We start from the raw sequence: 13,275 nt of genomic DNA, 5'->3' as shown, positions 1-13,275 counted from the left end.
GAGAGATGGCATGATTACCCGATTGCTGCTGGCGATGTCGCTACTTGCCAGCCTGAGTGCGCCGCTGTTGGCAGATCAAGACGGCGTCTCCTTTAGCCACAAAGACTGGGAACTGGCCTGCGATAACACGCTGACCTGTCGTGCCGCCGGTTACAGCGCCGAAGAGGGCGCGGGCGGCTCGGTGTTGCTGGTACGCGCGGGCGGAGCGAATGCGGTGACGCATGGTCGCGTGGTGCTGGCCGATACCGGCGATGACGATTCTAAAGTGGCGAACAACTTAGCGTTGTGGATTGATGATCGTGCGCTGGGCGACGTGGCGAAAGCCGATAACGACGAATGGACGCTGACGGATGAACAAACCCAGGCGCTGATCAACGGCATTAAAGGCAGCGGCAAAGTGGAGTTTCGCGGTGGTGAAGAGCCTTTCGATCTCTCCAGCAATGGCGCATTTGCGGTGCTGCTGAAGATGGATGATGCGCAAGGTCGTCTCAGTACGCCGGGCGCGTTGGTGCGCAAAGGCAACAAGCCGGAAAGCAGCGTACCGGCAGCGATGGCGATGCCGGTGATTCAGCAGGTAAAAGTGGCTAAGGCCGATGCGCGTCCGTTGACGGCCGATGAGCTGGCGCTGTTGAAGCCAAAGCTGATTGCCTCACTCACCGACGACGACAGCTGCGACAATCTGGCTCCGTCCGACGATCAGCCGGAAGAGGGCGCGGAGCCGCTGACCTTAACGCCGGTTGATGATGCGCATGTGCTGATCGCCGCGCTGTGCTGGCGCGGAGCGTATAACGAAGGTTATGGCTATTGGCTGATCGATAAAGCATTGCAGGGCACGCCGCAGCTGGTGACGGATTCCGGCTCTGATTACAGTGAAGGTGTGATCTCAGAAGCGCAGAAAGGGCGTGGCATCGGCGATTGCTGGAGTACAGCGGCGTGGGTGTGGGATGGCAAAGCGTTTGAGCAGAGCAGCGATGCCACCACCGGCATGTGCCGCGCGATTCGTGCGGGCGGCGCATGGCAGTTGCCAACCTGGGTGACCGAGGTGAAACCGGCTCCCTGAAAAAAAAACGCACATATCGGTAGCGGCGCGATTAAAAGGCCAGGGACGCGCAATAAATTGCACCGCTACGGAAGGTGCAAATATTATTTACCGCAGCACTGCTTATATTTTTTACCGCTGCCGCACGGGCAAGGATCGTTACGGCCGGTTTTTTCGCCGGCAAAGTGTGGCAGTTGAGGTTCAGGATCGGGCTGCGCCATGCGCTGTTCCTGCCAGTATTCATGCAGCTCCAGCGCCGCGGGGCGAATCGCCTCGATGCTGGCTTCAAACTCTTCCGGGGTGAAGGCTTCGCGCTTCGCCAGATGATCTTCGCTGCCGTGCAAGGCAATCGTATCCATCATCGGCTGCAGTGATTCTGGCAGCAGCGACCAATCCGCATCCAGCGCCACGCCGCGCAAATAGCCATAGCACCAATCTTCTACCACGGTGAATTCCTGGCCTTCCATCTCTTGGGTGCCAAACAGCGGATCGAACTGCTCCGGGAATTCGGCCAGGCGCTCGGCGATGTCGTTCAGATGCTGGAAGGTCAGCGTCATGAAGCGATCCATCTCACGCTCATTCGACCACTTTGGAATGTGCTTTTTGCCGCCCCACATCGCCACCAGCCATTCACTCGGTTCGATGTCGTTCGGGCCTGAGAGCAACGCCGTCAGCATGCCGTCCAGCTCAGCGGTATCCACCACCGAGTGTTCATTGCCGTATTTCTCCAGCATATCTTCAAGCCAGTTGAGCTCTTTTTCGGTTAACGGACCCTGGTTCATACGGCGTCTCCTGCGGTTCATTGATGGGCCATGCCCAAAGTTAATTGGCGGCGATTATAGCGGGAAGCGGGCGCGATTTATCGCTTTTTGCATATCGATTGCTGAACCTCTCCTAAAAATGATTCGCCATAACTTATCGCGCAACAGTATTGGCTGCATTTGTCAGCAGATGGCAGCGTAAAGGCAGAATTTTTCTGCATGAAGGATGCAAAAGTATGGCCAGCACATTGCCGGTACTGGATTTAGCCCTGCTGGAACTGCCGGATGCGGAACAGGCGCAATACCTCGCCGAGCTGCGCGAAACCGCGCGTGACGTCGGCTTCTTCTATCTGGTGAATCATGGCATCAATCCGCAGCTGTTAAAGAACGTGCAAAGCATCACGCGCGCGTTCTTTGCCTTGCCGGATGAAGAGAAGCAGCGCGTTTCGATGATCCATTCACCGCATTTTCGTGGCTACAACCGCGCGGGCGTGGAATACACCCGTGAGCAGCGCGATCAGCGTGAGCAGTTTGATATCGGTGCAGAACGGGCCGCCCTGACGTTGCAACCAGACGATCCGGCGTGGAAGCAGCTGCAAGGACCCAATTTGTGGCCGCAGGCGCTACCGCAGCTGCGTCCGGTGATCCACGCGTGGCAGCAGGCGATGACTGACGTGGCGCTGCGTTTACTGCGCGCCTTCGCCAAATCCCTGTCGCTGCCGCCGGACGCTTTCGATGCGCTGTACGGCACGCACCCCAACGAACATGTGAAGCTGATTCGCTATCCGGGTCAGGATGCCGCTGCCAGCCAGCAAGGTGTCGGCGCGCATAAGGATTCCGGCTTTCTGACCTTTCTGTTGCAGGACGATCAACCCGGATTGCAGGTTGAAGTCGCGCCAGATCAGTGGATTGATGCGCTGCCGAAACCGGGTGCTTTTGTGGTGAACATCGGCGAACTGCTGGAGATCGCCACCAACGGTTATCTGCGCGCCACCGTGCATCGTGTAGTGTCGCCGCCGGCAAAACAGCAGCGCATCTCCATCGCTTTCTTCCTCGGCGCGCAGCTCGACGCCGAAGTGCCGCTGTATCAATTACCGCCGCAGCTGGCGGCAGAAGCGCGCGGACCGACCAGCGATCCCAGCAATCCGCTGCTGCGTGAAGTGGGCTGGAACTATCTCAAAGGACGTTTGCGATCGCATCGCGACGTGGCGCAGCGTTATTACGCTGACACTCTCATTAGCGTTAAATCATAAGAAACTAAGGGAAGCAGATGAATAAAAAGGTGATAGCCGCGTTGGCGATGGTTTCGGTGTTCAGCACTTACGCCTCGGCGGCCGCGCTGCGCGTGGCGGCCGATGCCGTACCGCACAGCGAAATCCTCAACCACATCAAACAGAGCGACAAGAAACTCGATCTCAAAGTGATTGAACTCAACGGCAACCTCAACGCCAACGAACTGCTGGCGCGCGGTGACGTGGATGCCAACTACTTCCAGCATGTGCCTTATCTGCGCGATCAGGAAAAAGCGCTGGGCGAGAAATTTTCTGTGGTCGCCACCGTGCATATTGAGCCACTTGGCATCTACTCGCACAAAGTGAAATCACTGAAAGATCTGCCTGATGGCGCGCAGGTGGCGGTACCGAATAATGTCACCAATCTGAGCCGCGCACTTTATCTGTTGCAGGCCAATGGTTTGATCAAACTGAAAAGCAGCAGCGCCAACACGCTGGTGACTTCCGCAGACATTACTGACAACCCGCACCATCTGAAGATTATCGAAGTGGAAGCGCCGCAGCTGCCGCGCGCGCTGGATGATGCGCAGTTGGCGATCATCAATGGCAACTACGCGTTGCAGGCCGGTTTAGTGCCGTCGAAGGATGCGCTGGCGCTGGAACAGGCGAAAGATAATCCATATGCCAACGTGCTAGTCACTACGCCGAAACTGGCGCACGATCCGCGTATTCTGGAACTAGCGAAAGATCTGGAGTCAAAGCAAACTGCTGAATTTATTAACCAGCACTATAAAGGATCGGTTATTCCCGTTAATCAATAATCCCTGCCGCCACCTGTTTTTGGCAGGTGGCGCTGACTTTCTTCTGTGCTATATTTCGCCACCAACACCCGTCGCACCCTTTATAAAACATAAAAATTCGCTCAATCCATTGCCATGATTACCTTCGCCAGGAATAAACGGGTGCTGTGCCATCGTTTAACAATATGCATCATTGTGCTGGGCATGAGCGTATTGCTCAGCGCCTGCGGCACCTTGTCGCAAACCTCCGCGCCTGTCAGCGATAAAGTCTATCTTTCGCACGCGACTTTTAATGAAAACGTCGATGACATCGTGCGCCATTACATGCAGCAAAAGCAGGTTTCTGGCATCAGCATCGCCATTATCCATCAACGCAGCCAGCCTGAATTTTACAGTTTTGGTGTCACCGATGCGCTGCACCGTTATCCCATTACGCCAGACACTTTATTTGCGCTCGGCTCGCTGAGTAAAGGCATCACCGCGGAGGTGATTATTGAGCTGGTGGATCGCGGTGAACTGCACTGGAACGACACCTTAGAGACGCTTTTGCCGCCCAACGTGCCGCTCAGCGCCGATGCCAAACGCATCACGCTGCTGCAACTGGTGACGCACACCTCGGGCTTGCCGCGTCAGGATATGGATTTGCCGATGTTCATGAAATTTATGGGCTATCTGCGTAGCGGCGAGAACTTTTATGGCAACCTCGACAGCGACGCCGTGCTGGATTATCTGGCCGACTTTGACGCGCCCGCGCATCCTGGCGCGCGCTATTCCAATCTCGGCTATGCGCTGTTGGGCTACATCCTTAAATATCGCTTCCATCAGGACATCGAAACGCTGGCGCAGCGTAATCTGTTCCAGCCGCTGGGCATGACCAGCAGCAGCTTCAAGCCGCAGAGCCTGCGCGGCTATCCTTGGCGTGCGCTCGGCCATGCCGGCGATCAGCCTAAGCTAATTCCTCGCGGGCAAATCACGCCGGACTGGGCGTTTAACAACAATATGGTGGCGGCCGCCAGCCTCTACAGCAACGCGCGCGATTTGATTCGCTATCTGGATGCGCACCTGCATGACGGCGCGGGCGCTTCGCTCAATGCGGCGTTTGCGCAGGTCAATCACGGCTACGAACAGCACGGCAATCAGTCACAAAATATCGCCTGGGTTACGGATACCTACGGCGATCAGCAGATTACCTATCAGGTTGGCTATATCGGCGGTTACTCCAGCTTTATTGGCTTTGATAAACAGAACGGCAATGCGATTGTGGTGCTGCAGAACGCGTTTAACTGGAGTAACTATCTGGGCATCGCGTTATTGAGGGATCTGGCAAATAAAGCGCACGACAAAAACTAACATGGTTGCTTGCAATTTTACTGCGCCAAAAAGCGCCTGAGCTGAGGTATGCTGAGCAGCGAAATTTGACGCGCTAAGCGCGCCGGGGGAACCTTCTGCGTGCTTAACGTGTCAGTTAAATGGACAGTTAATAATTAACCAGAGTGGAAATCACCCATGCGCAGGACACACGTCAATCTTCTTTCTGCAGGAATTTTTCTGGGCGCTTTAAGCCTTGCTCCGGCCGCGCTGGCGGAAGGCGAGCAAACAGACGCCGTACCCATGCCGCCACAGGTGCAGCAAACCGCACCCGACGCGCAAACCCAGGCACCCGCCGCTGATGCACCCGCTCAGGCGCCGGCCGCCGATGCGCCTGTCAGCAATGAACCGGCTGAATCCAGCGGCGATGTCGCGCCGATTCGTCCACCGCAAAGCGGCAATGCGGCTGCGCCAAACAACTACGATCTGAACACCATCATCATCGACTACAAAGAGTATAAAGTGGGCGATGTGGTGCCAGATGAGTACCGTAAAAAACAGTACACCATTGTTGAGTGGAAGCCACGCCATCTGCCAGCGCCGCAGCCAGGCACGCACTGGGCGTACATCAATGCCAACTACATCCTGATCACCGATGACACCGGTAAGATCGTGATGGGCAAATCAGGCGAAATCTTCTTCCGCGGTTAATTCCTGCGCAGTAGACGCGCTAACTGCGCGACGCCCGCCGTAATCTGGCTGGTGCTGGTGTTACCGTAACCCAGCACCAGCCCTTGTTGCTTCTGCTCACCGAGATAAAATCCCGACAGCGCGCCCGGCGCGTAGCCACTCTGGATCAGCCGATCCACCAATGCCATATCGTTTTGATCCGCTGCCAGTGATAACACCAGATGCATGCCGCATTCGCCGCCCAGCAACGGAACCTGTGCGCCAAACGTTTGCTGCAATGCCTGTCGCAACGTCGTCTGCCGTTGGCGGTACAGACGGCGCATTTTGCTCAGATGACGGCTAAAATCACCGCTGCGTAAAAACAGCGCCAGCGCCTGCTGCTCAGGACGATTCCCGCCGCGCAGCAGTTCATGCAGCGCAGGGCGCAGCGGCGCGACCAACTGCGGCGGCAACACCATAAACCCGAGGCGTAGCGCCGGAAACAGCGTTTTGCTGAACGAGCCGACGTAGATCACCGGCGTTGGCTGCGTCATGCCTTGCATGGCGGCGATTGGCTCGCCGCTGTAACGAAAATCGCTGTCGTAATCATCTTCGATAATCCACGTTTGCTGTTGCCGCGCGGCCGCCAGCAGCGCCAGACGACGCGGTGCGCTCATGATTGCGCCGGTGGGATATTGGTGCGTTGGCGTGGTGTAAATCAGGCGCGGCGGACGCTGCTGCCAGTCCTGCGGCTGCGGCGCCAGACCTTGTGCATCGACCGCTATCGGTTCAATACGCATATCTCCCAGCCGCATCGCCGCTTTGGCACCGCGATATCCCGGCTCCTCCACCCAACCGATGTCGCCAGGGCTGCTGAGCAGCGCCACGCACAGCGTTAATGCCTGCTGCGCGCCTTCGGTAATTACGATTTGTTCGGGCGTACAGCGCACGCCGCGCGCTAATGCCAGATGCTGCGCCAGCGCGGCGCGTAGCGTGCGTTCGCCGAGCGGATCGCCATAGCCAAGCAGTTGCTGGGGCTGATGCAGCATCACGCGGTTCAGCGCCCGTCGCCACTGAGCCAACGGGAAATGTGCCAACGAAGGAACGCCGGGCCGCAGCGCCATCTCCTGACTCAATGTGCGATGGCTGGATCGCAACTGAGCGATGCGCGGTGACAAGGCAATTTCGCTGCTGGCGGCCGGCTGAGTTTCCTGCGGTAGCTGCGCCATATTGCTGATGCGACTGCCCTGGCGATCGCTCAGCAAAAATCCTTCAGCCTGCAGTTGCGCCCAGACGGCGATCACCGTATTGCGTGAAACCGCGAGATCCAGCGCCAGCTGGCGTGTTGCGGGCAAACGCGTACCGGCAGCGAGTTTGCCGGTCAGAATCGCCTGCTTGATACGCTGGAACAGCTGCTGTTGCAGCGTCAGCTCGCCGTTGGTCTCTAGCGGGGCCAACAATAATCGATGCAGTGCAATATCACTCATTTACGCGGTTCCGTGGATCCATCAATTTCAACCATTGTGGCGCTTTTTAACACACCAGCAAAGTGGCACTCTGCGTTTCTGGCCCTGACTGATAAAGGAATTAAGCTATGTCGCAACACACGAATGATTACGGACAACCGGTAGGATTTCCGCTGCCAGATTGGCAACCCCGCGCCTGGCCGAGCTATGAAACCTTCACCGGTGACTATTGCCGCCTTGAACCGCTGAGTGCTGAGCGTCATGGCCGCGAACTCTATGCTGCCTATGCGCTGGCTGAAGATGGCCGTGACTGGACCTATATGTTCGCCGAACCTTTTGCCGATGAAGCGGCCTATATTGCCTATGCGCGTCAGCTGGAAAACGGGCGCGATCCGATGCATTTCGCGGTGATCGATCCCGTTAGCAACCGCGCGGTCGGTAGCCTGGCGTTATTGCGCATCGATGCGACAAACGGATCGGTGGAGATCGGCCATGTCGCCTTCTCGCCGTTGCTCAAACAAACGCGCATGGCCACTGAAGCGCACTATCTGCTGATGCGCTACGCCTTTGAGCAACTGGGCTACCGGCGCTATGAGTGGAAGTGCGACAGCTGCAATCAGCCATCACGAAACGCGGCACAGCGTTTAGGGTTTCAGTTCGAAGGGACTTTCCGTCAGGCGATTGTCTATAAAGGCCGCAGCCGGGATACCTGCTGGTTCTCGATTATTGATAGCGATTGGCCGCAGGTGAAACAGGGCTTCGAACGCTGGCTGGCGGCAGAGAACTTTACGGCGGAGGGGACGCAACGCGAAAAGCTGGAGGCGCTGCGCACCCTACGTTAGTTTTGCGGAATTATTTTTATATCCACCATGCCGATCCCCAGTTTGCGGGGATCCTGGCCGATAATATTGCCGACATTTGACTCCTGCGGCTCCGGCGGCGCAATGATCAAATTGCGGCTGCCGGTTGGATTGGTGAAATGCAGCGTGGTGGTGGAGAAATCCTCACCTAAATTCAGTTGCTGCTCTTCATCGCCAACGCGCACCGGAATCGGACGGTGCGCATTCGGACCGAACGCCCGCGCGGTGATCACCACATCAAAGCGTTCTGGCAGCGGATCGGTGTACTCAATATTCACTTCCGGGGCCAGATTGGCATTTGACCAGCGTCCCCACTCTTCCGGGCGAGATATCCCTTTAAAACTTTTGACGCTGGTTGGCGCGCCAGGCACTGATAACAGGAAGCGGTCCGCGTTGTAGCGAATCGCGTTGTCTTCAATCCGAATCTGCTGCTCGTTGAGCTGGAAGGTTGCCGCACTCACTTCGGCTTTGGGGAAGCTGACTTTCGCTTTCCACTGCGGTTTATCAATGCGGGTAACGCTCGGTTTGGCGCCCATCTGTCCCATAGAAACACACAAATCGTTCGACAGGGCTAAATCTGGCTGCCACAGGCGCGCCATTTTAAAGCAGCGATCGACCCAAACGAATTTGTCGTCGGCAGCAAATTTAGCCAGCTGATAACGCAGTGGCTCCGCGTATTCGCCTTCGGGCAGCGGTTCAACATGCTTATCGGAGACGCGGAACAGAATCGGCAATTTGAAGGTTGCGCCGGAGAAGGTGAAGGTGTTTTTTTGTTGATCGACGGTAAAGCTGTCCATCTTACTGGGGAAATTCCACAGTTGAATGATATCCGCTTTCCACGCCGTGACGCGCTTCGCCATGTCTTCAAACTCGGTTGACAGTGAGGTGGAAGAGAGGCCGCTGCGACCGAGTCCAATCGCGTTATCCCCGCCGAGAATATCCAGCACCGTGGCGCCGTTATCCAGCGTGCTGCGTTTGGCGTCGAGCACTTCCGCCTGTGGCTGATCGCCACGAATCACCATAAACAGGTCACGGCGCGGCTGCTTGATCAGGTATTGATGCGCGGTGTTATTCATCGCCAGATGATCGGAGGTCACCACGATGATGGTGTTTTTAAACCACGGCGACGCTTTGATGCGTTCAATCAGACGCGCCACATGCTCCTGCGAGCAGGCGACAGCGCTAAAGGATTGGTTTGGTTTGCCATCATAGCTGTAGCTTTTGCGCTGGCAGCTGCGCGAGATAAAACCATCCGGGTGATGGGTGTCGACGGTAAGGGTGAACAATGCGAAGCGTTTTTGCGCGCGCGATAGCTCTTCATATTTCTCAAACACCTCGTCCATCACCGTGTCATCGTAGTAGCCCCAGTTATTACGATAGCCGGGATCGGCGACGCGACTTTTCAGCTCCTGCGAGCCATACATATTGGCCGCATCAAAGCCATGCGACAGCAGAAAAGTGTCTTTACCGGCGAAGCGTAAATCGGCGCCCTGAATAAACCAGTTCTCATAGCCAGAGTTTTTCAGAATGTCGCCCAGACAAATATTCTGCGGATAGAAGCTGGAGAGCGAGGCCGAGGCGTTGCCATCAAAAGGCGCAAACAGCGGGATGCCGCACTGTGAAGCCACCATCCCCGCGATGGTGTAATCAGTGCCAGGCAATTGTTCGGTTTGGCTGAAATCGATGCTGTTATCTTTTTCGCGGCTGAGTTCCGGGGCCAGACCGGGAAATGCCTGCTGATCGAAGTAGGTGCGTTCAAGACTTTCGCCATAAATGTAGACCAGGTTGAGCTTTGGCTCGGCGATCACCTTATTAGGCGTTTTGTAATAGGTTTCGAAGTCCGAATCGGCGAGGCGCGAATGTGAGGCGATCAGCTCTTTCACCTGGCGGAACGCAGGCGTGGTTTGTACCGAACCCGCAGCACAGGCAATCGCCAGCAAACTCCAGCCGAGGTGATGCGGCCGCTTACGGCGGCGCAGTAACCATGAAAGCAGGCAAAATAGCGAGAACAGCGCGATGATCAGTCCGATGGCGGGCACCACATATTTGCTCACGCCCGCGCCGGTCAGGCTGTTGGTCAGGGTATACAGCACCGCGTCGTTAATGCCATCGCCGGTAAAATAGTTGCTGGCGACCAGCGTGACGTTAAGCACGATAAACAGCGTGAGCAGCAGCAGGATCAGACTAAACCAGAATTTATTTCGCCCGGCTTTGAAGGAGTAGACTGCAATCGCAGCCAAAAAGAGTACAACCGAAACCAATTCGGACAACGTCAGATCCTCATTTTGAATGAATACGCAATCCTTGCGCCAACGACCCTCTGCGGGGATTTTGCGACAATCTATATTGGGTGTCACATGGCTGCAACACATCCAACCAGATTTGTGCGATGCATTCCGATTCGTTTAAGGCGGGTTCAGGCTGACTGTGGTTTAGCCTGGCAGCAACGGACGGGCTGCTGCCAGTGAGGGCAGAGAAGGGAATCAGAGTTTTCCAGTGAGGTATTGCGCTTCGCCGTCGGCAAAGCTCCAGTCGCCTTTACTGTTGGTGATAAAACTAATCATCAAATCCGTGCCCTGTACGCCACAATTTTCCAGCAGCTCGCGTGCTAACTCTGCCATAAACAGGCACTTCTGTTCTTCACTTCTCGGGCTGGTATATACGCGCACCATGACCAGATTGTCGGTTCGCGCAAAGCCCAAGCCGGTATCCTGAAAGACCATCTGATAACCTTTGTTTTCGTGAACAATCTGATAACGATCGCGCGCCGGGACTTTGAAGGCGGTTAAGACCGCACGGTGTGCGGCATCCAGCAATGTGCGGATTTCTGATTCTGAACGGCCCTGAATAACGTCGAATGTCAGTAACGGCATAAATAAAACCTCGTTTTTGCTCACATGAAAAGAGTAGGATGTGGCGCTATGCTGCCGCTTGCTGCCGGAAAGAAAAAGCGCGCTGGTTGAATTGATTATTTATTATTTTGAACAATCGATATGAAAGAAATTAAAACCGATAGCCTTTGGGTCCATTTGCACTGGTTAACCGTGCTGGCTGAGCTCGGCAGTTTTACGCGCGCGGCGGAACGATTAGACGTCAGTAAAGCGGCGATGAGTCAGAAGATTAAAGAGCTGGAAAAGATGGCGGGCGTGGCGTTGGTGCAGCGCACCACGCGCAGCGTGCGACTGACTTCCGCCGGTGAAAAGCTGGTGGATGAGCTGCGCGATCCCTTCGCGCGTATCGCGCAGAGCTTTTTCAGCGTGCGCGATGAAGCCGGTCCAGTGCGTGGCATGGTGCGCGTCACAGCGCCGGTGGCGTTTGCGCGTCAGCAACTGGTGCCGATCATTGGCGATTTCCTGCGCGACTATCCGCAGGTGCGCTTGCAGCTGGATGTCACCGATCGTCTGGTGTCGCTCGGCAGTGAAGGCTTTGATCTGGCGATTCGCCACAGTGATAGCCTGCCTGAAACCCATGTTGCGCTGCCGCTGTGTGAAACCCGCGCGTTGCTGGTGGCGTCGCCGGCATATCTGGCGCAAAACGGCCTGCCGGATTCACCGCAGGCGTTGCAGCAGCACAATTGTCTTTATTATCCGCGCGGACTCGAATCGCCGCAGTGGCGCTTTCGATTAGCGGACGGCGGCAGCGAAACCGTGCAGGTGAAGATTCAGGGCAACTTTGCCACCAACAACAGCGAGTCGATCCGCGATGCCGCATTGCAGGGTTTGGGCATTGCGATGCTGCCGGATTTCAGCGCCAGCGCGGCACTCGCCAGCGGCACGTTGCAGCAGGTGCTGCCGCAGTGGCAAGCGGTGGATGCGTTCGCCGACCGGTTGTGGGTGGTGCGCCCGTATGCCGCACAGGTACCACGGGCGGTGACCACCTTAATTCACTGGTTACGCGCGCGCTTTGTTGATGGGTGATGCCAGCGCGATCGGCGCAGGCGTTTGCATCATCTGACCCAACAAACTGCCGCGGTTGTAGTTGCCGAGCCGCAGGTTGAAGTCGAGATGCAACTGCTCATTGCCGCTGAGTTTAATCACCGGTGGCGGCGTGAGTGGACGCTGGTGAAACAGCACCGCGTGGGCAAACGCCTCGCTTTTCCAGCCGCTTAAACGCTGATAGTAATAAGCGTTCGCCTCGCATTTACGCAGATAGAGATTCACCCGGCGATGTTCGCGCATGGCGATCTGCTGCGCCAGAGAACCTAATTGCTGCTGCGGCTGCGCAATTTTCTGCGTCAGCAGGGAATAATCATCGCGCTTGGTCAATTCACTGAAGTAATTCTGTTCGCCGAGATGTTTGATCGGTGCGTAATGTTTTTGCCACTCGCGGATAAAGGGATTATTGGCGGTTGCCGCCAGGAACCAGCTCTCAATCACCGGCGCGAGATAGTTGACGGTGGCGTTTTCGTGATAATAACCAATCACATCCATGCGACGTTCCTGATGCGCGCGATGTACCCAGGAGAGATCTTCAAATAATAAAGTGCTGCAATCAATGGCAATGCCGCCATAACGCAACAGTAATTCCAGACGAATCACTTCGCTGCGTTGTTGGGCGGTTAATTGGGTCGAGGTAAAGATAAAATCCGGTAAAACTTCTTTTATCGTTAAACGATTTAATAAATGAATTTCATGATCGGGATTATCCTGACGAATCTTTTTAATATTTAACGCCATTGATTTCGGTAAATATTCATTATCCCAATACATCCAGACTTTCTTTGGAATCTCTGGCAGATCTTTTTCGCCAGAAAGTAACACGATATTGTCCTCCTGGCTGGGATCGTATTCCGGCGCACAGAGCGCATTATGCTGTTTTTTCTGCAGGAAAGTCTGGCTGGTAAAAGCGAGTCTTTTCCAGTTATGCCAGAGGGTTAACGCTGGCTGAAGGCGTTTTTTATTCATGATGCACCTGATTATTGTGATTATGCTGGCAAGGCGTCCCTGATCGCGGCGCTGAGCGCTCTTGATTGTCCTTTAGGCTGTGTGTAAAAAAGTACTCTCCTATGCTTAATAAAACATTCTGTGCGGCGCGGCTATCACTTTTTGATCCTTTCAGATAAACCGGAAAATCAAGGATCCGTTAAGCTTTAAATTAACGATAAATAACCGCGTGGATTGTTGATTATTCTATTTTATCT

The 13,275-nt window shown here is 55.5% G+C and carries 12 protein-coding genes; 7 read left to right on the top strand and 5 right to left on the bottom strand.

The window, feature by feature from the left end; genetic code table 11:
• Positions 1-10 precede the first annotated feature (10 nt).
• On the top strand, positions 11-1,060 hold the full coding sequence (locus tag PZBJ_RS09100; protein WP_101762208.1) for a DUF1176 domain-containing protein: 1,050 nt from the start codon (positions 11-13) through the stop codon (positions 1,058-1,060).
• A gap of 83 nt (positions 1,061-1,143) precedes the next feature.
• Here PZBJ_RS09100 and PZBJ_RS09095 read toward each other — a convergent pair whose 3' ends face one another.
• On the bottom strand, positions 1,144-1,821 hold the full coding sequence (locus PZBJ_RS09095) for a YecA/YgfB family protein (RefSeq protein ID WP_101762207.1): 678 nt from the start codon (positions 1,819-1,821) through the stop codon (positions 1,144-1,146).
• Between the two features lie 215 nt (positions 1,822-2,036).
• Here PZBJ_RS09095 and PZBJ_RS09090 point away from each other — a divergent pair, with 215 nt between their 5' ends.
• The 4 genes from PZBJ_RS09090 (at position 2,037) to PZBJ_RS09075 (ending at position 5,851) form a co-directional block, all read left to right on the top strand.
• Entirely contained in the window at positions 2,037-3,053 is a 1,017-nt protein-coding gene (locus PZBJ_RS09090) for an isopenicillin N synthase family dioxygenase (RefSeq protein WP_101762206.1), read from the top strand.
• 17 nt (positions 3,054-3,070) lie between these two features.
• On the top strand, positions 3,071-3,853 hold the full coding sequence (locus tag PZBJ_RS09085; protein WP_101762205.1) for a MetQ/NlpA family ABC transporter substrate-binding protein: 783 nt from the start codon (positions 3,071-3,073) through the stop codon (positions 3,851-3,853).
• A 183-nt stretch (positions 3,854-4,036) separates the two neighbouring features.
• Positions 4,037-5,182, top strand: a complete 1,146-nt coding sequence (locus PZBJ_RS09080; protein WP_240632903.1) for a serine hydrolase domain-containing protein — start codon at positions 4,037-4,039, stop codon at positions 5,180-5,182.
• A gap of 156 nt (positions 5,183-5,338) precedes the next feature.
• Positions 5,339-5,851: an RcnB family protein gene (locus PZBJ_RS09075; RefSeq protein WP_101762204.1), complete on the top strand. Its 513-nt coding sequence runs from the start codon at positions 5,339-5,341 to the stop codon at positions 5,849-5,851.
• On the opposite strand, the gene pdxR is transcribed toward PZBJ_RS09075, so the two are convergent.
• Positions 5,848-7,296: a MocR-like pyridoxine biosynthesis transcription factor PdxR gene (gene pdxR / locus PZBJ_RS09070; RefSeq protein ID WP_101762203.1), complete on the bottom strand. Its 1,449-nt coding sequence runs from the start codon at positions 7,294-7,296 to the stop codon at positions 5,848-5,850. The genes PZBJ_RS09075 and pdxR overlap by 4 nt on opposite strands.
• Before the next feature lie 107 nt (positions 7,297-7,403).
• Between pdxR and PZBJ_RS09065 the strand changes: the two genes are divergently transcribed.
• Complete coding sequence (locus tag PZBJ_RS09065; RefSeq protein WP_101762202.1) at positions 7,404-8,117, top strand: GNAT family N-acetyltransferase; 714 nt, start codon at positions 7,404-7,406, stop codon at positions 8,115-8,117.
• Here the strand turns inward: PZBJ_RS09065 and opgB are convergent.
• Positions 8,114-10,405, bottom strand: a complete 2,292-nt coding sequence (gene opgB, locus PZBJ_RS09060; protein ID WP_101762201.1) for a phosphatidylglycerol--membrane-oligosaccharide glycerophosphotransferase — start codon at positions 10,403-10,405, stop codon at positions 8,114-8,116. The genes PZBJ_RS09065 and opgB overlap by 4 nt on opposite strands.
• 213 nt (positions 10,406-10,618) lie before the next feature.
• Positions 10,619-11,008: a tautomerase family protein gene (locus tag PZBJ_RS09055; RefSeq protein WP_101762200.1), complete on the bottom strand. Its 390-nt coding sequence runs from the start codon at positions 11,006-11,008 to the stop codon at positions 10,619-10,621.
• Positions 11,009-11,128: 120 nt separating this feature from the next.
• Between PZBJ_RS09055 and PZBJ_RS09050 the strand changes: the two genes are divergently transcribed.
• Positions 11,129-12,052 carry a LysR family transcriptional regulator gene (locus PZBJ_RS09050; RefSeq protein ID WP_101762199.1) on the top strand — a complete coding sequence of 308 codons (924 nt, stop codon included), beginning with the start codon at positions 11,129-11,131 and terminating at the stop codon, positions 12,050-12,052.
• On the opposite strand, the gene PZBJ_RS09045 is transcribed toward PZBJ_RS09050, so the two are convergent.
• Positions 12,026-13,039 (bottom strand): glycosyltransferase family 32 protein, encoded by a 1,014-nt coding sequence (locus PZBJ_RS09045; RefSeq protein WP_101762198.1) that lies wholly within the window; start codon positions 13,037-13,039, stop codon positions 12,026-12,028. The two genes, PZBJ_RS09050 and PZBJ_RS09045, sit on opposite strands and share 27 nt — an antisense overlap.
• Positions 13,040-13,275 lie beyond the last annotated feature (236 nt).

Origin of the sequence: Pantoea endophytica (assembly GCF_002858935.1) — a bacterium.
GTDB lineage: Bacteria > Pseudomonadota > Gammaproteobacteria > Enterobacterales > Enterobacteriaceae > Pantoea > Pantoea leporis.
The sequence above is the reverse complement of the archived record's forward strand: the minus strand, read 5'-3'. Positions and strand labels throughout refer to the sequence as shown.